The 22345-nt window shown below is 71.8% G+C and carries 17 protein-coding genes; 9 read left to right on the forward strand and 8 right to left on the reverse strand.

Going from position 1 to position 22345, the window contains the following annotated elements; all coding sequences use genetic code 11:
* The first annotated feature begins 23 nt into the window (after positions 1-23).
* Both ACZ4W9_RS04740 and ACZ4W9_RS04745 read left to right on the forward strand, forming a co-directional pair.
* On the forward strand, positions 24-794 hold the full coding sequence (locus ACZ4W9_RS04740; protein ID WP_467933192.1) for a hypothetical protein: 771 nt from the start codon (positions 24-26) through the stop codon (positions 792-794).
* Between the two features lie 498 nt (positions 795-1292).
* Positions 1293-2156 (forward strand): trypsin-like serine peptidase, encoded by an 864-nt coding sequence (locus ACZ4W9_RS04745; protein ID WP_467933193.1) that lies wholly within the window; start codon positions 1293-1295, stop codon positions 2154-2156.
* 7 nt (positions 2157-2163) lie between these two features.
* Here ACZ4W9_RS04745 and ACZ4W9_RS04750 read toward each other — a convergent pair whose 3' ends face one another.
* Positions 2164-3774, reverse strand: coding sequence for an N-acyl-D-amino-acid deacylase family protein (locus ACZ4W9_RS04750; RefSeq protein WP_467933194.1), 1611 nt, complete (start codon positions 3772-3774; stop codon positions 2164-2166).
* A 9-nt stretch (positions 3775-3783) separates the two neighbouring features.
* Positions 3784-5055 carry an amino acid deaminase gene (locus ACZ4W9_RS04755; protein WP_467933195.1) on the reverse strand — a complete coding sequence of 424 codons (1272 nt, stop codon included), beginning with the start codon at positions 5053-5055 and terminating at the stop codon, positions 3784-3786.
* 171 nt (positions 5056-5226) lie between these two features.
* Here ACZ4W9_RS04755 and ACZ4W9_RS04760 point away from each other — a divergent pair, with 171 nt between their 5' ends.
* The 5 genes from ACZ4W9_RS04760 to ACZ4W9_RS04780 all read left to right on the forward strand — a co-directional run bounded on the left by ACZ4W9_RS04760 (position 5227) and on the right by ACZ4W9_RS04780 (position 9612).
* On the forward strand, positions 5227-6240 hold the full coding sequence (locus ACZ4W9_RS04760) for a sugar kinase (protein WP_467933196.1): 1014 nt from the start codon (positions 5227-5229) through the stop codon (positions 6238-6240).
* Positions 6237-7001: an IclR family transcriptional regulator gene (locus ACZ4W9_RS04765; protein ID WP_358693111.1), complete on the forward strand. Its 765-nt coding sequence runs from the start codon at positions 6237-6239 to the stop codon at positions 6999-7001. The genes ACZ4W9_RS04760 and ACZ4W9_RS04765 overlap by 4 nt, the downstream gene beginning before the upstream one ends.
* Positions 6998-7408, forward strand: a complete 411-nt coding sequence (locus ACZ4W9_RS04770) for a RidA family protein (protein ID WP_030619353.1) — start codon at positions 6998-7000, stop codon at positions 7406-7408. Before ACZ4W9_RS04765 ends, ACZ4W9_RS04770 begins: the two co-directional genes overlap by 4 nt.
* Before the next feature lie 120 nt (positions 7409-7528).
* Complete coding sequence (locus ACZ4W9_RS04775) at positions 7529-9007, forward strand: GntP family permease (RefSeq protein WP_467933198.1); 1479 nt, start codon at positions 7529-7531, stop codon at positions 9005-9007.
* Positions 9008-9072: 65 nt separating this feature from the next.
* Positions 9073-9612 carry a hypothetical protein gene (locus ACZ4W9_RS04780; RefSeq protein WP_467933199.1) on the forward strand — a complete coding sequence of 180 codons (540 nt, stop codon included), beginning with the start codon at positions 9073-9075 and terminating at the stop codon, positions 9610-9612.
* A 3-nt stretch (positions 9613-9615) separates the two neighbouring features.
* On the opposite strand, the gene ACZ4W9_RS04785 is transcribed toward ACZ4W9_RS04780, so the two are convergent.
* The 6 genes from ACZ4W9_RS04785 to ACZ4W9_RS04810 form a co-directional block, all read right to left on the reverse strand.
* Positions 9616-10932 carry a M14 family metallopeptidase gene (locus ACZ4W9_RS04785; protein ID WP_467933201.1) on the reverse strand — a complete coding sequence of 439 codons (1317 nt, stop codon included), beginning with the start codon at positions 10930-10932 and terminating at the stop codon, positions 9616-9618.
* 194 nt (positions 10933-11126) lie between these two features.
* On the reverse strand, positions 11127-12383 hold the full coding sequence (locus ACZ4W9_RS04790) for a DUF1266 domain-containing protein (RefSeq protein WP_467933202.1): 1257 nt from the start codon (positions 12381-12383) through the stop codon (positions 11127-11129).
* Between the two features lie 353 nt (positions 12384-12736).
* Positions 12737-17410 (reverse strand): putative T7SS-secreted protein, encoded by a 4674-nt coding sequence (locus tag ACZ4W9_RS04795; RefSeq protein WP_467933203.1) that lies wholly within the window; start codon positions 17408-17410, stop codon positions 12737-12739.
* A complete protein-coding gene (locus ACZ4W9_RS04800) occupies positions 17410-18060 on the reverse strand; it encodes a hypothetical protein (protein WP_467933205.1) in 651 nt (216 codons plus the stop codon). Before ACZ4W9_RS04800 ends, ACZ4W9_RS04795 begins: the two co-directional genes overlap by 1 nt.
* The gene (locus ACZ4W9_RS04805) at positions 18057-18542 is read right to left on the reverse strand and encodes a hypothetical protein (protein ID WP_467933206.1); all 486 of its coding nucleotides are present in this window, start codon (positions 18540-18542) and stop codon (positions 18057-18059) included. The genes ACZ4W9_RS04800 and ACZ4W9_RS04805 overlap by 4 nt, the downstream gene beginning before the upstream one ends.
* Positions 18543-18682: 140 nt before the next feature.
* Entirely contained in the window at positions 18683-20407 is a 1725-nt protein-coding gene (locus ACZ4W9_RS04810) for a chitinase (protein WP_467933207.1), read from the reverse strand.
* Between the two features lie 350 nt (positions 20408-20757).
* Here ACZ4W9_RS04810 and ACZ4W9_RS04815 point away from each other — a divergent pair, with 350 nt between their 5' ends.
* Both ACZ4W9_RS04815 and cpaB read left to right on the forward strand, forming a co-directional pair.
* On the forward strand, positions 20758-21594 hold the full coding sequence (locus ACZ4W9_RS04815; RefSeq protein WP_467933428.1) for a hypothetical protein: 837 nt from the start codon (positions 20758-20760) through the stop codon (positions 21592-21594).
* A gap of 43 nt (positions 21595-21637) precedes the next feature.
* Positions 21638-22342: a Flp pilus assembly protein CpaB gene (gene cpaB, locus ACZ4W9_RS04820; protein ID WP_467933208.1), complete on the forward strand. Its 705-nt coding sequence runs from the start codon at positions 21638-21640 to the stop codon at positions 22340-22342.
* Positions 22343-22345: the final 3 nt, after the last annotated feature.

Genomic DNA, 22345 nt, shown 5'->3' on the forward strand with positions numbered 1-22345 from the left:
TTGCCTCCCTGGAATCCGCTGACATGTCCACGGAACGGGAGTACGAGGCGGGAGCGCACGACCCGCACGGAGCGGGCGGCACGCCCGGGATCCGGCCGAACGTGTACCACCCGCTGCCGGCTCCGGCCCCCGCCTACGGCGAGTACGCCGACCCGGCCGCCGCGCACGGCTGGCGGAACGACTGCGACGTGACGCGCGAACCGCCCCCGGTGGCCGGGGAGCGCCCGCACCCCGTGCCCCCCGCCGGGCCCCCTCGGCCCGGACCGGGTGCGGGCCGGGCCGACGGGCGCGGGCGGGCACGGCGCCGCGCCCGCGGACGCCGCCGCGCGGTGGTCGCGGCCGGCGCCCTCGCGGCGGCGGCCGGCACGGTCGCGGTGATCGCCGCGCTGTCCGGATCCGGTTCCCCGGACGGGTCCCGCCCCGCCGGCGGGGGCCGGATCGCCGACGGCCCCGCGACGGAGGGCCCCGCGGCGGGATGCACGGAAGACGAGGACACGCCCGCCGCGGCGCCGCCCGCGTCGCCCCCGGCCACCCCCGCGGGTTCCGCGGGTTCCGCCGGTCCGGCCGTGGCCACGCCGTCGGCCACGGCCGCCCGTCCGGCCGCCGTCCCGCGCCCGGGCACCACTCCGAGCCGCCCGGGCGGCAGCCCGCGGGCCACCACGGCGCCGCCCGCCGTCCGGTCCACCACCCGGCCGGCCACTCCCACGGCCTCGCCCACCGCCTCGCCGACGTCCGGCCACGACGGCCGCCACGGCTGGGGTCACGACCACGACACGCCGAGGTGGCCCCGCTGACCTCGCGGCCGGCGTGCCGGGCAGCGTTCGCGCGTGGCCGGGGAGTTGCCCGCCATGGAGCAGTGGCCCCATGAGCGGGCCGGCCGCCCGGAGCGGACCGTGCCCGGGCGGTCGGGCCCCGGCCGGACGCGCTCGTCTCCGACGGGGACCGCGAGCGGATCGTCGAGCGTGTACGGGACGTCGTGGCGGGCGGCCGGCTCGACCGCATCCACACCGCCGGACGCGGGGCGGGTCGCGCGCGGCCGGGCAGCCGTCCGCCGCACCGCCCCAAGCCGAGGGAACGTTCCGCCACTCCGCCGAAGCGGCCTCCCGCCCCGCTGCCGGAGGAACCTCCCGCCTCTCCGCCGGGGAAACCTTCCGCCCCGGCGCCGAGGGAAACCCCTATGACCCGTCGCCGCTTCTTGTCCCGGCCCCTCTCTGCTGCTGAGAATGCGCATGACAACCGTGTGGGCGGCCGGAAGACCTCCGGTCGCCTCCGTCGTACGAGGGGACCCCCACGTGAACAAGCCTCTCCTTGCCACGCTCTGCGCCCTGGCGACCGTCGGGCTGGGCGCCACCCCGGCGCTGGCCGCGCCGCACACCACCGCCCCGCACGCCTCCGCCCCGCACTCCGCCAAGGCCGCCGCGGTCACCGTCGACTTCGCCGGCACCGTCTCGCTCAGCAACTGCTCCGGCTCCGTCATCCGCTTCCCGGGCTCCGCCGACACCGACCCGGCCCTGGTGCTGACCAACGGGCACTGCCTGGAGACCGGCATGCCGAGCGCCGGCCAGGTCATCACCGGCCAGTCCTCCAGCCGCACGTTCGGCCTGCTGAACTCCGCCGGCACCAAGATCGCCACGCTCCGCGCCAACCAGGTCGTCTACTCGACCATGACCGACACGGACGTCACGATCTACCGCACCAGCACCACGTACGCGGCGATCAGGAACTCGTACGGCATCAGCCCGCTCACCGTGCAGGACACCCACCCGGTGGCCGGCACCGCCATCAAGGTGGTCTCCGGCTACTGGAAGCGCATCTACAGCTGCAACATCGACGGGTTCGTGTACCGGCTGAAGGAGGGGGACTGGACCTTCAAGGACTCGGTCCGCTACACCTCCGCCTGCGACACCATCGGCGGCACCTCGGGTTCCCCGGTGATCGACGCCACCACCGGCAAGGTCGTGGCCGTCAACAACACCGGCAACGAGGACGGCGGCCGGTGCACGGTGAACAACCCGTGCGAGGTCGACGCGAGCGGCAACGTCACCGTCCGCCAGGGCATCAACTACGCCCAGGAGACCTACAACATCCCGGCCTGCTTCACCACCGGCAACAGGCTCAACCTGAGCGCGGCCGGCTGCACCCTGCCCAAGCCGTAAGCGCGGTTCACAGCGGCGTACGGCGGACGGAGCGGCCCGGCAGGGCGTCCGTCCGCCGGCCGTCCTCGATGACGAACCGGCCGTCGACCAGCACGTACGGGATGCCCGTCGGCAGCCGGCGCGGCTCCGCGAAGGTGGCACCGGGCGCGACCGTCCGCGGGTCGAACAGCACCAGGTCGGCCCGGTACCCCTCGCGCACCAGCCCGCGGTCCGGCAGCCGCAGCCGTGCCGCCGGCCGGGAGGTGAGGTGGGCCACGCACTCCTCCAGCGTCAGCACGCCCGCCTCGCGCACATAGTGGCCGAGATAGCGCGGGAACGTGCCGTACGCCCGCGGGTGCGGCTTGCTGCCGCGCAGGATGCCGTCGGAGCCGCCGGTGTGCGCCCGGTGCCGCATGATCGCGCGGACGTTCTCCTCGTGGCCGACGTGCTGGAGGATCGTCGTGCCGAGCCGGTCCCGCACCAGCAGGCGGCGGGCCGTCTCCCAGGGGGCCTCGCCGCGCAGGTCCGCCGCCTGCCGGACGGTGCGGCCCACGAAGTCGCCGAGGGCCGGGTCGGCCACCCCGGAGATCTCGATCGTCTCCCACTCCACCGGCACCCCGTGGCAGCCGTCCGAGCCGGTGACCTCCAGGTCGTGCCGGATCCGCCCGGCCGTCACCGGGTCGGCGAGCCGGGCCAGGATCTCCTCCGGGCCGCCCTCGCTCGCCCAGCTCGGCAGCAGCGCGGCGAGGGTGGTGCAGCCGGGGGTGTAGGGATAGGTGTCCAGGGTGAGGTCCGCGCCCGCGTCCAGGGCCCGGTCGAGCAGCGCCAGCAGCTCGGGCGCCCGGCCCTCGTTCACCCCGAAGTTCATCGTCGCGTGCGCCAGGTGCAGCGGGCAGTCCGCCTCCCGGGCGAGGGCGACCATCTCGGCGTACGCCTCCAGCGCGCCGGCGCCGTAGGAACGGTGGTGCGGGCAGTAATAGCCGCCGTAGGAGCCCACCACCCGGCACAGCTCGGTCAGTTCGGAGTCCCGCGCGTACATGCCCGGCGTGTACGTCAGCCCGGACGACATGCCCACCGCGCCCTGCTCCAGCCCTTCCGCGACCAGCCGCCGCATGCGGTCCAGCTCTTCGGGGGTGGCCGCGCGGTCCTCCCAGCCGACCACGAGCGCCCGGACCGTGCCCTGGGGGATCAGATAGGCCGCGTTCACGGCGATGCCCCCGTCCAGCCGGTCCAGGTACCCGCCCACCGACCGCCAGTCGAAGTCGATGTCGTCGCCGTACCCGTTCCAGCCGGTGATCGCCCGCCGCACCTCTTGAAGCGTGCGGTCGTCCACCGGGGCGTACGACAGCCCGTCCTGGCCGAGGACCTCCAGCGTGACCCCCTGCGCGGCCTTCGCGCTGTGGTCGGGGTCGCGCAGCAGGGCCAGGTCGGAGTGGGCGTGCATGTCGATGAAGCCGGGGGAGAGGACCAGGCCCTCCGCGTCGATCTCCCGCACGGCGCGCGGGCGCTGGCAGCCCGCCGCCGCGGCCTCCTTGACGATCGAGACGATGCGGCCGGCGTCGATCACGACATCGGCGCGGTACGCGTCCGCCCCGCTGCCGTCGACGACGTCGGCGTCCCGGATGACCAGGTCCTCCACGCGGGCCTCCTAGAAGAACGTACGGATGTAGTCCACGACCGTGCCGTCCGCCTCGGCCACCGGGATCAGCTGCCACTTGTCGAAGGACGTGCACGGGTGGGACAGGCCGAAGCCGATCCAGTCGCCGACCTCGACGTCCGCCTCCGCGTCCGTGCGCAGCCAGGTGTGCTGGTCGGACAGGCCGGTGACGGTGATGCCGGTGGCCGGGCGCTCCTCGCCGTCCCGGCGTACCACCTGGGCGGTGGGCAGGTCCAGGTCGTAGGCCGCGTCCCGCTTGCCCGCGTTGGCGAAGGCCTGCCCGGGGGCGGGCCGGGAGACGACCCGCGCCCACAGCCGGAACGCGGGCTCCAGCGCGCCCTCCTCGGGGACCCGGCCGAACGGGGTGAGCCTGCGGTAGTGGCCGTCGTCGTGCGAGACGTACGCGCCCGAGCGCAGCAGCTTCAGCACCGGCCCGGACAGCGCGGGAATCCCGGCGAAGACGTCGGCGACCGCGTCGAACCAGGCGCTGCCGCCCGCGCTCACCACGATCTCGTCGGCCTCGCCGAACCGCCCGGCCCGGTCCAGCCCGGCGGCCAGCGCCACCAGCCGGCGCAGGTACGCCCGCACCCGCTCCGGATCGGCCTTCGGCACCTCGCCCTCGTACCCCGCCACGCCGACCAGACGCAGGGTCGGCACCGCGGCCACGGCGGCGGCGACCTCCTCGGCCTCCGCCTCCGTGCGCACGCCGGTGCGCGCCCCCTCACCCGCGCCCAGCTCCACGACCACGTCGACCGGGCGGGCCGCGCCGCGCAGGGCCGCGTCCATCAGCTCCACGCCGCGCACCGAGTCGACGTAAGCGACGAACCGGAACTCCGGGTCGGCGGCCAGCTCGGCGGCGATCCAGCGCAGGGCGGGGGCGTCCACCAACTCGTTGGCGAGGAAGATCCGCCGGACGCCGAAGGCCCGGGCGACTCGCACCTGGTGGGGCACCGCCAGCGTGATCCCCCAGGCGCCGTGCTCGATCTGGCGGTGGAAGAGCTGCGGGGCCATGGAGGTCTTGCCGTGCGGGGCGAAGGCCAGGCCGTGCCGCGCGGCGTACGTCTCCATCAGCGCGAGGTTGTGCTCCAGGCGCTCGGCGGACAGCGCGAGGACGGGGGTGGTGAAGCCGTCGCCGTCCCGGAAGAGGTTGCGGCGCTGGCCGGCCAGTTCGGCGACGGTCAGACCGGAGGCGTCCGGCGGCAGGCCCTTGAAGCGGTGGTCGACGTGCTCCTCGGCGAGGCGGGTGAGTGCTTCGGTGTCCATGAAGCCCCTCTCAGGCGTTGCGTGCTCTGCAACGACCATTGCGTGTTGTGCTTACTGGTGTCTAGCATCTCGCCGAACACCGGGTCAACGGATCCGTCGCCCCGGCGATCGACGGGAGTCATCATCAACGACGCTGCTTACGCCTCGGTCGTCGCGCGGACCGTCCCGGACGTGGACGTGGCGGCGCTCGGCGAGTCCATGGTCACCTTCCTGCCCAGCCGTCCCGGCCGCCTCGCCGACGTGCCCTCCTTCGACCGGGCCATCGGCGGCGCCGAGTCCAACGTGCTGTGCGCCCTGGCCGCCTTCGGGCACCCCGTCCGCTGGGTCAGCCGGGTCGGCGCGGACGGCTTCGGCGACCACCTGGTGGAACGGATCGCCGGACACGGCGTCGACGTCACCGCCGTGCGCCGGGACCCCGGCCGGCCCACGGGCGTGTACTTCCGCACCGCCGGGGAGCGGGGCACCGGCGCGCACGAGGTGGCGTACTACCGGGCCGGATCGGCCGCCTCCGCGATGTCCGTGGGGAACGTGGACCTGGCGGCGGTCCGCGCGGCACGGGTGCTGCACCTGTCCGGGATCACGGCCGCGCTCTCACGGGAGTGCCGGGAGTTGCTGTACGAGCTGACCGCACCCGGACCGGGACGCCCGCTGGTCTCCTTCGACGTCAACCACCGGCCGGGACTGTGGCGGGACGGCGACGGCGCCCGCGTCCTGCTGGAGCTGGCCCGGCGCGCCGACCTCGTGTTCGTGGGCGAGGACGAGGCGGCCCACGCCTGGGACGTCACCGGCGGACCGGCCGCCGTGCGCCGGCTGCTGCCCGAGCCGCGCCTGCTGGTGGTGAAGGAGGGAGCGCGCGGCGCCACGGCCTTCACCCGCGCCCACCCCGGCGGCACCTTCCAGCCCGCCCTGCGCACCGTCGTCGTCGCCACCACCGGCGCCGGGGACGCCTTCGCCGCCGGGTTCCTCTCCGCCACCCTGCGCGGACTCCCCCTCGGGGCCCGGCTGCGGCACGGCCACCTCTTCGCCGCCGCGGCCCTCACCGTCCCCGGCGACCTCGCGCCGCCCCCCGCCCGCGACCACGCCGACCGCCTCGCCGCCCTGGACGACGAGGCATGGGGGAGACTTCGACTCGGCCCCGGCTGGACGCGAGCCGAGCAGGCCGAGAAGGAGGCGAACACCCCATGAGTCAGACCGTCGACCGCGCCCTGAGCATCCTGCCGCTGCTCGCCGAGGGCCCCGCCGACCTCGGGCAGGTCGCCGACCGCCTCGGCGTGCACAAGTCCACCGCCCTGCGGCTGCTGCGCACCCTGCACGAACACGGCCTGGTCTACCGCCAGTCCGACCAGCGCTACCGCCTCGGCGCCCGGCTCTTCGCCCTCGCCCAGGAGGCGATGGAGAACCTCGACATCCGCGAGATCGCCCACCCCCACCTCGTACGCCTGAACGAGCAGTGCGGCCACACCGTCCACCTCGCCGTGTACGAGGAGAACGAGGTGCTGTACATCGACAAGGTCGAGAGCCGCTACCCGGTCCGCATGTACTCCCGGATCGGCAAACCGGTGGCCATCACCGTCGCCGCCGTCGCCAAGCTGCTCCTCGCCGACCTGCCCGCGCCCGAGCGCCGCGCCCTCGCCGAGCAGCTCGACTACCCCCTGTACACGCCCCGTTCGACCCCCCACGCCGAGGCCTTCCTGAAGGAACTGGCCACGGTGCGCGAACAGGGCTGGGCCACCGACCTCGGTGGCCACGAGGAGTCCATCAACTGCGTCGCCGCCCCCGTGCGCGGGGCCGACGGCCGGGTCGTCGCCGCGATGTCGGTCTCCGCGCCGAACGTGGTCGTCACCGCCGAGGAACTCCTCAGCCTGCTCCCGCTGGTACGCCGCACGGCGGACGCCATCAGCGGCGAGTACTCCGGAAGAACGCCAGTGAAGGGCACCCCCGCATGACCGAGAAGACCGCGCTCACCCCGAAGACCCACACCACCCCGCCCGCGAAGTTCTCGCACGGTGTGAAGAAGGGCAACATCCTCCAGGTCGCCGGCCAGGTCGGCTTCCTGCCCGCCGAGGAGGGCAAGCCCCCGACGCCGGCCGGTCCCACCCTGCGCGAGCAGACCCTCCAGACCCTCGCCAACGTCAAGGCGATCCTGGAGGAAGGCGGCGCCACCTGGGACGACGTGATGATGATCCGCGTCTACCTCACCGACGTGGACCACTTCGCCGAGATGAACGACCTCTACAACGCCTACTTCGAGGAGCAGGGCCTCACCCAGCCGCCCGCCGCCCGCACCACGGTCTACGTCGGACTGCCGGCCGGCCTCCTCATCGAGATCGACGCGCTGGCCGTACTGGGCTGACACCCGCCCGCGCTCTCCCCTCCGTTTCCCGCGTGTCCGCACGGCACGGCACTCCCCGGGGTGCCGTGCCGCGCTCCTCCCTGCCCGAAAGCACGATGCATTTACGTAGAGGACCCCCGTATGTCCGCTCCGCTCGCCGCTTCCGCTCCCACCGCGCCACCCCACACCGGGGGCCTGCTCCTCCTCGTCGACGGCACGCCCGGCCTGCTCACGGTCGCCGCCCTGGGCATGGCCCTGCTGCTCTTCCTGATCATCAAGGTCCGGCTCCAGCCCTTCGTGGCCCTGCTCGCCGTCTCCATAGCCGTCGGCCTGCTGGCCGGCCTCTCGGTCACCGAACTCTTCGGCACCGTCCAGCGCTCCGACGCCGTCTCCACCGTCGAGTCCGGCATGGGCGGCATCCTCGGCCACGTCGCCATCATCATCGGCCTCGGTACGATGCTCGGCGCGATCCTCGAGGTCAGCGGTGGCGCCGAGGTGCTGGCCGCACGCCTGCTGGCCCTGTTCGGCGAGCGCCGCGCCCCGCTCGCCATGGGCCTGACCGGCCTGCTCTTCGGCATCCCCGTCTTCTTCGACGTGGGCATCTTCGTCCTGGCCCCGATCGTCTACGCGGCAGCGAAACGATCCGGCAAGTCGGTCCTGCTCTACTGCCTCCCGCTGCTCGCCGGCCTGTCCATGACCCACGCCTTCCTGCCGCCGCACCCCGGCCCGGTCGCCGCCGCCGGACTGCTGCACGTCCAGCTCGGCTGGGTCGTCCTCATGGGCATCGTCTGCGGTCTCCCCGCCGTGCTGGCCGCCTGGGCGTACGCCGCCTGGGCCGGAAAGCGGATCTTCGTCGCCGTACCGCAGGACATGGTGGAGGCGGCCGAGGAAGCCAAGAGGGCGGTGGCGGCCGAGCAGCGCGCGCAGGGCGTGACGCCGAGGGAGACCCCGGTACCCCTGGCCACGGTCCTCACCATCATCGGCACGCCCCTGCTGCTCATCCTCGCGGCCACGTTCTCCTCGATCGCCCTCGACCCCTCCCCGCTCCGCTCGGTCCTGGAGTTCTTCGGCAACCCCTTCGTCGCCCTCACCCTCGCCCTGCTGCTCGCCTACTACCTCCTCGGCATCCGCCGCGGCTGGTCCCGCAAGTCCCTGGAGACCGTGTCGACCGCCTCCCTGAAGCCGGTCGGCAACATCCTGCTGGTGGTGGGCGCGGGTGGGATCTTCGGCGCCGTGCTCAAGGCCGGCGGGGTCGCCCAGGCCCTGTCGGACACCTTCCACGGCGTCGGGCTGCCGGTGATCGTCCTGGCGTACCTGATCGCGCTCGTGCTGCGGGTCGCCCAGGGCTCGGCGACGGTGGCGATCGTGACGACGGCGGGCATCGTGGCCCCGCTGCTGTCCGAGGGCGGACACTCGCAGGCGTTCGCCGCGCTCGTCATCATGGCCATCTCCGCGGGCTCCATCTTCGCCTCGCACGTCAACGACGGCGGCTTCTGGATGGTGGCCAAGTACTTCGGCATCAGCGAACGGGACACACTGCGCTCCTGGACGGTCCTGGAGTCGGTGTTGTCGCTGGCGGGGTTCGCGGTGGCGGTGGTGGCCGGGGTGTTCGTGAGCTGACCGGTTCCACGGCGTGTTCGTGGGCTGACTGGTTCCGGCACAGGGAAGTCGTCCATACTGCCGCCGTGGAGCAGCGCATAGGATCGAGCAGCGAGCCGGCGAAGGTCGAGCCGCCCAGGACCGAGCCCGTGACGGGTGCCGGCTTCGACCCGGCCTTCATCCCGGGGATCACGGGGCCGACGCCGCATCAGGCCGGGCCGGTGGCCGAGGAGTCGGCGGACCCGTCGGGCCCGCGCGACGAGGCGGCCCCGGCGGACCCCGAGGAGGTACCTCAGGAGGCCCCTGGGGAATCCGCGGAGGAGCCGGCCGGGGAACCGGCGGCCGACGGACCGGTCTTCGAGGCGGCGGACCGGCGGGCGCGGATCGTGGCCGACCGCAAGGGGGTCCGCCTCAGCCTGGACGAGGAGGCCTGTGAGTTCCGCTGGGACGAGATCGCCGCGGTGGAGACGGAGAGCGCCCGCTTCGGCAAGCGGTTCACCGTCACCGTGCACACCCCTGACCGCCGCTGGTTCCCGATCGAGATCGAGGCGCCGGCCAGGGCGCGCTTCAAGGAGTGGGACGAGCAGCTGGACGCGGTGCTCGACGCCTACTTCGAGGAGGCGTAGCCGCTAGGAGCAGTACTGGGCGGCCTTGCCGATCGACCGGTACATGCAGTCGGCGTTCTCCAGCAGCTGCAACACGGCGTCCTTGTTACGGGAGGTCTCCCGCTCGATGACTTCGTCGGGCGGGTAGAACCCGCCCCCCGAGGACGAGGCCGGGTACATCTCGAAGGTGTAGCTGAAGATCTTCTGCGTACCCCACAGGTAGTCGTCGATCGTCCCGTCCGTGATGTACAGGTCGCTGGACTGCTCGGCGGTGTACCCGTTGCTGGCGGCCATCTTCCGCCCGACGGCCTGGAACGCGGCGGCGTCGTCGGCGGTCATCCCGGTGGCGGTGTCCGCGTAGGTGTACCCGAACGGCCACAGCACCAGCTCGCTGTAGGTGTGGAAGTCGATCCCGGCCGTGATCTGCTGCTTGCCGCCGACGACCCGGCCGCGCACGAAGTCGGCGACCACCTTCACCTCGGGCGCGGACTCGGCGGCGGACCCGCGGTAGGTCTCGGAGGACGTGGACCCGGACGACCCGCCGCAGCAGCCCCACTTGTAGTTCCAGTTCCGGTTCAGGTCCGTACCCACGTTCGTGGAACCTGAGTTGGGCTGCCGGTTCTTCCGCCACGACCGGTACGACCCGCTGGCGATGTCGTACTCGCCGCCGTCCGGGTTCAGATCGGGGACGATCCAGATCTCGCGGCTGTCGACGAGGCCGGTGATCCGGGAGTCGGACCCGTATCCCGCGCCGAGTTCGCGCAGCAGGTAGAGCGCCATCTCCACGGTCAGGTGTTCGCGGGCGTGCTGGTGCGCGGTGAACAGCACCTCGGGCTCGTCCTCGTCGGCGGCGACGTTGTCGCTGACCTTGATGGCGATGATGTCCCGGCCCTGGTACGACTTTCCGATCACCCGCTTGTTCATGATGCCCGGGTAGGCGGCGAGCCGCTGGTCGATCTCGGCGTTCGCCTCGGCGTAGTTGTGGTACTTCGAGTCGGCGCTCGGGAAGTCGTACAGCCGGGCCTGCCCGCGCTGGGGAGCGGCCCCCAGGGGCTGGACGTCGTACCCCATCCGGCGGAGCCTCTTGATCTGCCCCTCCCGCCCGGAGACGACGACGCTCTCCTCGTCGGCCTCGTCGACGGTGACACCCGCGGACTGGATGGCCGTACGGGTCACGGGGGTGGTGCGCTGGTGGATCTCGTACTGCCGGATGCCGTCGTCGCCTGATGCGGCCCTCTGCACGCTGTCGGCGCCGGCCTGGTCGAGACCGGCCGAGACCGGCGCGGCGAGCGCGAGGGCCAGCAGTGCGCCGAGCCCGGCGGCCCGTCTGCGAAGTCGCATGAACGCTCCTTGTGGGGGTTGGAGGGGGTGTTCCCGTGCGACGTGCGGATACGAACCTCTGGGGGCCGTTCGTGGGGCCCTGTGGGTTCGCTGTGGTCTCGCTGTGCGGATTGGCGCTCATGGTGGGGGTCGGGCATGCACAGGTCAAGTGCGCCGACAGGGTGCCGACGGAAACCGGCCGGGGTTCCCGGTCCTCACCGGAACGGAAGGGTGAGCCAGGGGCTGCCGGGGTCGGACATCAGGATGCGGTGGGCCTCGGCCATGTTCTGGTACCAGTCGCCGAACTCCTCGTCGTCGAAGTGGAGGCAGCGGCCGAGGATGTAGCCGGCGGAGAAGTCCTGCCAGGACTTGTAGGACAGCGCGGCGGCCCGGCCGGCCTGGAGGACGGCCGCCTCGGCCTCCTTGAGGGTGCCGAGGCGGGCGCCCAGTCCCCACCGGGCCATCTTGGAGGCGCGGCCGAGGTCCCAGGCGTCGACGGACGAGACGTACTGGTTGCCGTCGAGCACGCCGTCGGCCCGCATCCGGGCCTCGTAGCGGGTGATGCGCCCGATGAGCCGCTGCACGCCCTCGATGTGCGCCTCGACCTCGGACGCGGGCCGGGGCTCGGTCTTGGTGACCCCGTCCTCGCCGACCACGACCGAGCCCTCGGACCTGGCGCGGATGACGTGGGCGGCGGCCTGGCGCCAGTAGCCGGTGTCCACGTGGCCGCCGAAGTCGCGGGCGATGGTGCGGCGCAGGCCGAGGGCGAAGTCCCAGACGGAGCTGTGCTGTTCGCAGGCGAGGAGGTCGCGGAGACAGTACTGCCACTGCTCGCGGGTGGTGATGCCCCACCATTCGTTCAGCCGCTTCCGCTCGTCCGGATAGCCGGTGCCGTGCCAGGCCATGCCGTTCCAGAAGGAGCCGTTGTTGACGCACAGGAGGGCACCGCAGGCGAGTCCGTGGGCGACCGGGCCGTGCAGGGGGGCGCCGACGCGGAGGGTGCGCAGCCGCATCGACCGGTCCCGCGGCGGGGCCTGTTCCCCGTACTGGGCCCAGGCCGCGGAATGGGGCGGCGCGGAGGGGAGGAACGCCTCGCACGGGCTCCCCGGATTGACGACGATCATCGGCGGGTCGGTCGGCTGCCAGACCTTGGCGAACCACTCCAGGCGGTTCCAGTCGAAAACCCGGTGCGGCTCCGGCGCGGGCAGCATGCCCTCGGTGTACACGGCCCAGATCCGCCCGCCGGCGACCCTGGGGTCGTGCCCGAAGAGGGCGTACGTAGCACTGGGCGTGGCATCCGCCCCGCTCTTCTCTATCTCGAAGAACAACCGCGCCTGAGCAAGCGCCCCGAAGTACGCGGCCCAGTCCCCCCGCCCCTTGGCCTCGAACAGCGCCTGCTCGATCTCCGACGGGGGAGTCCAGGCGGGGGCGGCGACAGGAGGAAACCCGGCAGGCGGTGGCCCGAACGACATAAAACCTCCTGCTCCCCTTTGTTGACTGTCACTTATCGATCACGTTCAGTCGCGATCGAGTGTCCCTTTGTTGGCGATGTGGTGGACCGCAGGGCCAACTCTGACTCGGATCTGCTTGTCACGCTCATTATGGAATGAGACGACCCCGTCCACAGGGGAACCTACATCTGGCAAAGGTGCGGGGCAGGGACCGGCCGCCGGATTGTAGGATGCAATATCGAGAAAACCGATAACTCCTGGAGCTCCCGGAAGATCCAGGAACGCTCCGAACGGGGCCTTGACCTTTACTGTTGCTCGCACCGCTGCCCCCAGGGGGTATAGGTACTTTGCTTCTTCCCACTGCTTTTCGCTGCTCACCTGTGGCGAATCCTCGGGTACTGGTTGAGTTCCTCGACTGCTGTGTTCGGTATCTCTAGTTCGGTAAGTGGGCCCCCTTCGTACGGGTGCTCGTGTCGGGAAAATATCTCAAGATATTCTCTCATTGGGATCTGGATCTCTATCACGCCTTCGCCGTAATGTTTTGCATATATTTCTGCCAGCTGCCTTTCCTTGGCGAAGTAGACAAGGCCGTTCATGTATGGGTCGTCGGGACCCCCGGGGAAGTCCTCGGCTCGGTAGCCATGCTGCTCCTGCAAGTCACCCTGGCCCCTCTGGGGGGCTTTATAGATCGATTGAACCTCATCCGGGCACTCGTCCGGGGCAAGCCCAAGGTGGTCGGTCCAGGCATGTGGGTTGTGGACGTAGGTCGCGGGGTTGGGGGCGGGTGCAAGTCCGAGGGGATCGGGGCTGAGGTAACGGGCCGTTTCCGGGTCGTAGTGGCGGAAGTAGTTGTAGTGGAGGCCGGTTTCTGGGTCGTAGTACTGGCCTGGGAAGCGTAGGGGGGTGTAGGTGGTGCTGTTTGTCGACCACGCCGTCGTGCCCCAGAGGGTGCTTCGGGTGTGCCAGGCGATCCGGCCCTGGTCGTCCAGCAGCTCGGTCGGGGTGCCGACCAAGTCGGTGATGATGGCGAAGAAGCGGGAGTCGATCTCCTGTTGGGGTGCTTCTGCTGCCGTGATGCGTTCTGTTTGGGCGAGGGGGCGTAGGCCCTGGTGGTCCCAGGTCAGAGTGATCGGGTGGGGGAAAGCCTCAGACCTTGTCGTTTGTTCGCAGAGGGTGGTGCCGTCCCAGGTGAAGTCCACCCGTTCCGCGACCGTTTCGCCGTCTTCGGCCAGGCGGAGTTTGGCTGTGCGGCGGCCCAGGGGGTCGTAGGTGTAGCGCCATCGGGTGCCGTCGGGGGTGACCACCGAGGTGAGGCGGTCTTCCGCATCCCACTCGTAGTGCCAGGTGTCCGGCTTACGCGACAGGCGGGACTTCTGGCGGAGGGTGATGCGGCCGAGGGCGTCGTGTTCGTAGCGGACGTTGCCGGCTCGGGTGATGCGGGTGCCGGTGTAGGCGCGGGGGCCCGTCGCCTCCGCTCCCGGGTGGGTCGCCGGCCAGGTGGCCTGGGTTTGGTTGCCCGCCTCGTCGTAGGCGTAGCGTTCCGTCCAGCCGGCCGCGTGGACCGCCGTCACCCTGCCGGTGGCGTCGAGGTCGAAGCGGCGGGGGCCGGACAACTCGTCCTCGATGGCGGTGAGGTTGCCGTCGGCCCGGTAGGTGTAGGCCCGGTGCTGGACTCTACGGCCTCCTGCGCCGGTGACCGACTGTGTCGTCGGGCGGCCCATCGTGTCGTAGGCGTGCTGCAGAGTGATCTTGTCGCCGACCAGGCGCTTCAGCTCGTGCCCGGCCTCGTCGTAGGTGAAGTCGATCGTGCGGCCCGATGCCACCATGCCCGTGCGGCGGCCCGCCGCGTCGTAGGACCACGTCGTCACCGCCCCGGTCGGGGTCACCCGACTCGTACGGCGGCCCAGGGCGTCGTACGTGTACGTCACCGTGCGGCCGTCCACCGTCTCCGAGCGCAGGCGGCCGTGGCGGTCGCGCAGGAGGGTCAGGGTGGTGCCGTCGGGGCCGGTCGCGTGAGCGAGTTGGTCGGTCAGGTCGTAGGCGTAGGTCGTGACCCGGCCCGCGACGGTCTTGCGCATCACCCGGTCCAGCGCGTCACGCTCGAAGCTCGTCACCTCGCCCAGCGCGTTGCGCCGTGTCGTCAGACGGCCTGCCGGGTCGTACTCGTAGGTCAGGGTGCGGTTGTCGAAATCCGTTTCCCGGATCAGGTGGCCGGCCGGGTCGTAGGCGTACTCCCACGTCAGCCCCTGCGGGTTGGTGACCTTCGTCAGGCGTAACTCGGTGTCGTGGGTGAATTCGTAGCGGACGCCGTCCGGGCCCGTGCGGGCCGTCAGCAGGTCGAAGTGGGTGTACTCGAAGCGGTTGACGCCGCCGAGGGGGTCGGTGTGGGTGGTGCAGTTGCCCTCGCCGTCGTACGTCCAGGACTCCGTGCTGCCGTCGGGGGCCGTGCGGCGGGTCAGCCAACCCTCCACCGTCCACTCCAGGCGGGAGACACCACCCAACGGGTCCGTGATCGCTGTCGGGAGGCCGAGGGCGTTGCGTTCGTAGCGGGTGGTCGCGCCCAGGGGGTCCGTCACCTGCACCGGGAGGCCCGTGCGGTCGCAGACGACCGTGGTGGTGTTGCCTGACGGGTCCGTCACCGACGTCAGGTGGCCGGCCTCCGTGTAGGTGAAGCGGGTGGTCCGGCCGGCCGGATCCGTCACCGAGGTGCGGTTGCCCCGGTCGTCGTAGGTCTGGTGGATCACCGTGCCGTCCGGGTTCACCACCTTCACCGGCAGGCCGAGGGCGTTGTACCGCGCTCTCGCCTCGCGGCCGTCCGGGCGGACCACCCGGGTGAGGTGGCCCGCGTCGTCGTACTCGAACGCCGTCGTGTGGCCCAGGGGATCCGTCGTGGACAGCAGGCGGTGGTGGCGGTCCCGGCGGTAGTGGGTGGTCGCGCCGAGCGGGTCGGTCTCCCCGGCCACCTGCCAGGTGTCGTTGACCAGGTAGCGTCGGGTGTGGCCCTCGGCCGTCGTCACCGTCGTCGTCCGCAGGCCCGTCTCCGGCTCCGGGTCGCCGTAGGCCAGGCGCAGGGCCATGTGGCCCGCCTCGCCGGCTTCCGCGACGCAGCGGTCCTGGTCGTCGTACGCGTAGGTGTAGCCGCGGTCGTTCGTGTCCGCCCAGGAGGTGACGCGGCCGGCTTCGTCATAGGTGAAGCGGAGCGGCAGGCCGGAGGAGTTCACGACCTCCGTGAGGTCGCCGTCCGTGTAGCCGAAGCGCTTCAGTTCCTCGCCGGTCGCGGCCAGGTGGTACGCAGTGACGCGGCCCGATTCCGTCGTGATGCGAACGCCCTGGCCGGCGCTCGTGTACACGCCGAGCGGCGTGCCCTCGGTGTCGTACTCGAAGGTGATCCAGTTGCCGTTCCGGTCGTCCAGTTGCTCCAGTACCGCCAGGGCGGGGCCCCGGTCGGCGAAGTGCCGCACTCGGCCGGTGTGCGGGTCCGTGACCGTGTAGCCGCCGTCCACCCGGTCGAGGGGGAGGCGGGGGCCGTGGCCCGCCAGTGTGGGCAAGCCCGGCGCCGGGTGGGGGTACGAGAGGAGGAGACCGTCCTCCGTGACGTAGACGACGCCCTCCGCGTCGATCTCCAGGCGCTCGTCCAGAGTGGAGGACCAGGAGGGACCGAACCAGTGGCCCAGGTGGTATCCGGACTCCACCCGGCGGGTCAGCAGCAGGGGGAGTGCGCCGGGGAGGGTGACGTCCGTCTGCGACAGGTACATCCTGCCGGTGGCCACGTTGACCGGGTCGCCGCAGCCCTTGGTGCTGTTCTGGTCGTGTGAGTGCTTCGGCGGGTCGTTCTCGACGGTGTCCCGGGCCGACCTCCCGGCCGTGCCCTCCGCCCCGGCTCGGGTCTCCCGGGCCGCCGTCTGCGCGGCCTTCCGCGCCAGGCCCGCTTGTGCCGCCGCCTCCCTGGCCACCCCCGCTTCCACGCCGAGGCCCTTGGTGCCGAGGAGTTCGGGGACGAAGCGGCCGCCGAACTCGGAGGGGTCCTTGCGGAACTCCTCCCACATGGTCTTGGCGGTCTGTTCGGGGTGGGCGGCGGTGGAGACGAGGCCGGAGAGCGTCATGCTGACGTTCTGCAGGTACGCGGCCGGGTGGTTGAGGTTGTAGGGGTCGACGGGATTCAGGCCGCGCACGAAGGTGCCCAGACCGGCCGTGCCCTTGACGATGCCCCCGGCGAAGTGGGTGAGTTCGATACCGGCGGACAGGGCACCGTCGGACAGGTCGCTCTTGATGCGCTCCAGCGGCGGGGGCTCGGCGGGAGCGTGTGCCAGGGCCGTCCTGACCTTGCCCTGGGCCTCGGTGGCGGCGGTGTTGCGCTGTTCGCGGGCCTGGGCCAGCTTGTGGTGCGCGGCCTGGACGTCGGCCTTGCCGGGGTCCTGGAACCCGCTCGGCCGGGGGCCGGGGTCCTCGCCCGCCTCCACCTTCGCGTTGTAGGCGGCGGCCTTCTCCTTGTGGGCCTCGAACGCGTCCCTGGACGCCTTCACGCCCTTCCTGTACAGGCGGACGGCTTCCCCGGCCTGGCCCTGCGCCCACTTCACCGTGTCGGCGTACGACTCCAGCGCCTCCGCCGCCGCCCCGCACGCCTCGGCGGCCTGCGCCCACCTGGCCGGGTGCACGCCGAACTTCTCCCGGAAGGCGTCACCACCCTCACCCCGCCAGCCCGAGGAATCGACCTTCTTCAGCCCCTGGCCGACCTTGTCGAACGCACGGTGGAAGTCCCGCAGGTGCTTCGCGCTCTCCCGGATCCTTACCGGACTGCCGTGGACGAGCTCGTTCGCCTCCTCACTCTCACCGAGCCGCTGCTCACCCGGCGTCGCCCCCAGATCGGAGGCGACCCCGTCCCCCCAGTCCTCCACCACATCGGCCCACTGGTGCGCCCCGACGTAGTCCAGGCCGTCACCGATCTTGTCCGTGGTGTAGTCAACACCCTCGCCGACGAGCTTCTTGCCCCGGTCGACCAGCCGCTCCCCGCCGCCGAGGAGCTCGTTGGTCACATCCCCGATGCCCATCAGCCCTCCCCGCCCTGCTCCGCGGCGGCTTCGGCACGGGCCTCCGGGGAAGGGCCGAGGGCATCGTCCAGCATCGCCTCGTACCGCTCCCGCCCCACCCCGGCGGCGTCCATCACCTCGGCCGGTCCCACACCCGGCACAACGGAGGAATGCGAGGTCAGCGCATCACGCGCGGCGTCCTTCCAGCCCTGCTCACTGTTCGCCCACGCCTCACGGAACGACTCCCCGCCGTAGTCCGTCCCCCCGCCCGACGCGGCGATCTCCCCCACGCTCATCCTCTGCACCTCCTCCTCGGAGGCGTACGGATTGCCGACCGACGCGTTCACCACGACCTTGAAGGCACCCTTCACGTACTGGTCCGTCTCGTAGTACGTGCCCGCCGCCAGCCCCGCCTTCTCCGCGAAGGCGTTGCCCTCGGCGACCAGCGCCCGCACCCCCCACTCCCACCGCTCACAGAACGACGTGAACTCGCCCGTCAACCCCTCGTGACCCAGCTCCAGACCCGACAGCGCGAGATCACCGAAACCACGGCCGGCCCCCGCCAGACTGTCCATGCCCAGCTCCCCCAGCTCCCCCAGCGCCTCGGTCAGCCCCTTCGCGATCAGATCCAGACCCTGCGTCGCCAGGTCCTTACCGCCGGCCCCGCTCACCGCACGTCCCCCGCCCCGCCGTCGACGTCCACCGCCACCCCGCCCGGCACGACCCCCCGCACCGGAGGAAACACCGTCCCCCGCTCACCGTCCGCACAGTCCAGCGCCACCCCGCACGGCACCCCCACCGCCACCACCGCCGCATCCAGCAACCGCGCCCCCAGCCACCGCTGATACACCCACTCCCGCGCCCCCTCACCCCGCGCCACCGCGAACCGCGCCAACGCCCCCTCGTCCGAGAACGCGTAGAACCAGCGCACCCCGCCCAGATCGGCGGCCAGCGGACTCCCGGACACCGGATCGAGCGGCACCAGGACGGCCGTACGCCGGAACGCACCCAGCAACGCCGCGAACCCACGCTCCCCGCGCGCGGCCCCCTCGGCGGCTCCTCGCCGGCCGGGCTCGTCCGTGTCCACATAGTCGTACAGGCGTGACCTGCGGGCATGCCCCAGCGAGTCGGTTTCTCCCCCGTGTTCGGCCATGGCCGGGATCATCACATCCCCCCGGTGACGGGTTCAACGCGACAGCCCGCCGGGCGATCGGGACCGGCCACCCCGGGCATACGCGACGGCGCCCGGACCGTGGGGTGGTCCGGGCGCCGGGTGGGGACGGGGTCGGTCGGTTACGGGAGGGCGTGGACGTGGGCTCCCACGCCGTTGGACCAGGCGTTGCCCGAGGCCGCGTCCCAGTTGGTGGACCAGGTCATCGCGCCGCGCAGGTCGGGGTAGGTCTTGGACGGCTTGAAGGTGCCGCAGTTGGCGGCCTTCGTCAGGCAGTCCAGGGCGTTGTTGACGACCGTCGGGGAGACGTAGCCGCCGCCCGCCGCGCGGGTGGAGGCCGGCAGGCCGAGGCCGACCTGGGACGGGGACAGGCCGCCCTCCAGCTGGATGCAGGCCAGCGCGGTGAGGAAGTCGACCGTGCCCTGGCTGTAGACCTTGCCGTCACAGCCCAGCATGGAACCGCTGTTGTAGTACTGCATGTTGACGACCGTCAGGATGTCCTTGACGTTCAGGGCCGTCTTGAAGTACGAGTTCGACGTCGACTGCATGTCGATCGTCTGCGGGGCCATCGTGATGATCAGGGACGGGCCCGCCTTCGCGGACAGCGACCGCAGGGCCTGCGTCATGTACGTCGCGTTCAGGCCGTTCTCCAGGTCGATGTCGACGCCGTCGAAGCCGTACGTCTGCATCAGGCCGTACACGGAGTTCGCGAAGTTGGCGGCCGAGTTCGCGTCGCTGACCGACACCGAGCCCTTCTCGCCGCCGACCGAGATGATGACCTTCTTGCCGGCCGCCTGCTTGGCCTTGAGGTCCGCCTTGAACTGGTCGACCGTGTACCCGCCGAGGCCGGCCGAGTCCAGGTTGAAGGTCACCGCTCCCGGCGTGGACGTGGCGTCCGCGAAGGACACCGCGATGATGTCGTAGGCGGAGGGGACGTCCGACAGCTTCTGCACGGTCGCGCCGTTGTTGAAGTTCTGCCAGTAGCCGGTCACCGCGTGCTTGGGCAGCGAGCCGCCGCCCCCGCCACCGCCGCCCGAACCGGAGGTCGTCGTGCCGGTCACCGTCGCCGACTTCGCCGACTCGCCGGCCGCGTTGGTGGCCGTGACCTGGAACGAGTACGCCGTCGAGGCCGTGAGGCCGGACACCGTCGCCGACGTGCCCGACACCGCCGTGACCTTCGTGCCGTCGCGGTAGACGTTGTAGCCCGTCGCGCCGGTCACCGCCGACCAGGACAAGGAGACCGAGGACGACGTCGTACCGGCCACGGAGAGGCCGGCGGGGGCCGCCGGGACCGTGGGGGCAGGCTCGCCGCCACCGCCGCCGTCGGGGCCGAAGACGGAGATGTCGTCGGCGTAGTAGGCCGCCTGGCCGTACCAGCCGTGGGTGTAGACCGTGACCGAGGTGGTGGAGGAGCCGGTCGTGAACGTCGTCTGGAGCTGCTTCCAGGAGGGCGTGTCGGGGGTCCACGTGGAGACGTCCGTGGTGCCCGTGCCCGTCACGCCCAGGTAGGAGTAGCCGCCCTGGACCCACGCGCTCAGCGTGTACGTCGAGTTGGGCTTGACCGCGACGGCCTGGGAGCACTTGGCGGTGTCCTGGCCGGCCGGGGTCGCCTTCAGGGCGCCGGTGCCGCCGTGCACGGGGGAGGTGACCGTCGCGCCGCTGCCCGCCGTACACGTCCAGTTGGCGAGGCCCGACTCGTAGCCCGCGTTCTTCACGTTGTTGACGTCGGCCGCCGAGGCGGGCGTGGCCGCGGCGAGGCCCGCGACCGAGAGGGCCAGGGCGGTGGCGGCGGACCACGCCGCGATGCGTCGTCCGGTGGGTCTGGGTATGCCTGGTGCGCGGTCCACTGGAGCCTCCGGTGGGGAGTGGGCGGGGAGGGAGGAGGGGAGAGGAAGGGAGAGGACGGTGGCCACCGCTCGCCCTACAAGTTGGTCCAGACCAATCGGGGTGTCAAGAGGTCCAGACCAAAACGGTTCCGCGGCGGCGGTTCAACCTGTCCTGGTTTGGCGGGGCTTGCGGCGGGAGAGTTCCCCACCGGCTTCCCTCACGCTGTTCTCCGGCCATACGGCCGTGGATACAGTGCTCGGGTAGTCACGCAATGAAGTCGTCCTGGTGCACCGGAGCGACCCCGGTGGGCCGGCGGGTGTGAAGAGCGGAGAGCTGCGTGCCAACAGCCATTGCCGTGACCAGCGCCGACATGGCGCTGCCGGCGCAGGACGAGCGGACCGTGCCCGCCGTCGTGCTGACCGGCCTCGAGAGCGGTCCGCTGGACGAGGGGCTCACCGGACTCCACCGGCTCGTCGAGCAGTACGGATACGTGGTCGTCGTCTGTTCCGAGGCCACCCCGGAGCCCGTCGTCCGGCGGCTGCGCACCCTGCGCGCGCTGCTGGAGAGCGACCGCGTCGCCCTCTTCCGGCCCGGCCTGCCCCCGCTCGGCGTCGCCGTCCTGGCCCGGCAGTTACGCCAGCTCGCCTCCTGCGACCTGAGCCCGGGCGTGCTCGCCTCCGCCGGCCGGCTGCTCACCCACTACATCCACGCCGGCGCCGTCCTCGGCTCCGTCGCCCGGCTGGACCGGGTCCCGGTCGGCCTGAAGGCGCACGCCAGGTCCTGGGTGCCCGGCAGCCAGTTCGCCGTCCTCGCCCACCCCGAACCGCAGCTGGTCCGGGCCCGCCCCGAAGCCACGCTGAAGGGTCCCGAGTTCGGCACCTGGATGCTGGTCGCCAAGGGCCAGCCGCACAGCGAGTGGGTCACCGCGCTCGGCACCCGGTGGGGCGTGCACGGGCTGCGCGAGGCCCCGCTGCCCGCCGAGTCCGCGGTGTGGTGGGGGACCGGCCGCCTGGTCGAGTTCTGCGGCTACCTCGCCGACCTGTCCGTCCTGTACCAACTGGTCACCTCCGTACGGCAGACCACGTGTCACTGGTGCGGCCTCGACGTCATAGGCGACCGCTGCGTCTTCTGCGGCGCCGCCCCGCCCGCCCCCGCCCCACCCCGCGCCCTGGAACCGCGCACGCCCGCCCGGCCCCCGCGAACCTGACCCGTCCCGCTCGACCGATTCCCCCAATGAGGTTGCACGGTTCATGAACTCCCGTCAGCGCCGCGGCGTGATACTGCTGATCCTGTCGGCCCTGTGCGCCCTGGGCGCGTTCGCCGGCGTGCTCTCCGTCATCCACGACGTGAACTCCAAGGTCGGGCCCGAGACCACGGCCTACCGGGTCAGGTCCGAGGTGAAGCCGTACACCACCCTGGACGCCGGCCAGTTCGAGAAGATCGAGATGCCCAGGCGGTGGCTGTCCGGCAACGCCGTCACCGATCTCGGGCAGATCCGCGGCAAGATCGCCGTGACCACCCTGCGCACGGGCTCCCTGCTCCAGACCGACATGATCGTCGACCGGCCCGCCCTCCGGCCCGGCCAGCAGGAGGTCGCCATCATGATCGACGCGGCGACCGGCGTGGCCGGCAAGATCACCCCCGGCTCCCGGGTCAACGTCTACGCCACCTTCGAGGGGCCCAAGGAGGGCGACCCGGACCAGTCGAAGATCATCGTGACCAACGCCCGGGTCCTCGACGTCGGCCGGATCACCGTCCTCGACTCCGACGACGACGGCCGGCGGCGGCCCACCGACGCCGTCCCCATCACCTTCGCGCTGTCCACCCTGGACGCCCAGCGCATCACCTACGCCGAGTCCTTCGCCCAGCGCGTCCGGCTCGCGCTCGTGGCCCCCGGCAGCGAGACCGGCGTCCCCGACCGGGACCGCACCTACGAACTCGCGACGGACAAGTGAGAG

The sequence above is a fragment of the Streptomyces sp. NPDC029296 genome (genome assembly GCF_055569255.1).

Excerpts from the sequence above, each read along its gene's own strand:
- ACZ4W9_RS04740 (WP_467933192.1), top strand. The coding sequence starts at position 24 with ATGTCCACGGAACGGGAGTACGAGGCGGGAGCGCACGACCCGCACGGA.
- ACZ4W9_RS04755 (WP_467933195.1), bottom strand. The coding sequence starts at position 5,055 with ATGGACACCGAAGCACTCACCCGCCTCGCCGAGGAGCACGTCGACCAC.
- ACZ4W9_RS04765 (WP_358693111.1), top strand. The coding sequence starts at position 6,237 with ATGAGTCAGACCGTCGACCGCGCCCTGAGCATCCTGCCGCTGCTCGCC.
- ACZ4W9_RS04770 (WP_030619353.1), top strand. The coding sequence starts at position 6,998 with ATGACCGAGAAGACCGCGCTCACCCCGAAGACCCACACCACCCCGCCC.
- ACZ4W9_RS04775 (WP_467933198.1), top strand. The coding sequence starts at position 7,529 with ATGTCCGCTCCGCTCGCCGCTTCCGCTCCCACCGCGCCACCCCACACC.
- ACZ4W9_RS04785 (WP_467933201.1), bottom strand. The coding sequence starts at position 10,932 with ATGCGACTTCGCAGACGGGCCGCCGGGCTCGGCGCACTGCTGGCCCTC.
- ACZ4W9_RS04790 (WP_467933202.1), bottom strand. The coding sequence starts at position 12,383 with ATGTCGTTCGGGCCACCGCCTGCCGGGTTTCCTCCTGTCGCCGCCCCC.
- ACZ4W9_RS04795 (WP_467933203.1), bottom strand. The coding sequence starts at position 17,410 with ATGGGCATCGGGGATGTGACCAACGAGCTCCTCGGCGGCGGGGAGCGG.
- ACZ4W9_RS04805 (WP_467933206.1), bottom strand. The coding sequence starts at position 18,542 with ATGGCCGAACACGGGGGAGAAACCGACTCGCTGGGGCATGCCCGCAGG.
- ACZ4W9_RS04815 (WP_467933428.1), top strand. The coding sequence starts at position 20,758 with ATGGCGCTGCCGGCGCAGGACGAGCGGACCGTGCCCGCCGTCGTGCTG.
- cpaB (WP_467933208.1), top strand. The coding sequence starts at position 21,638 with ATGAACTCCCGTCAGCGCCGCGGCGTGATACTGCTGATCCTGTCGGCC.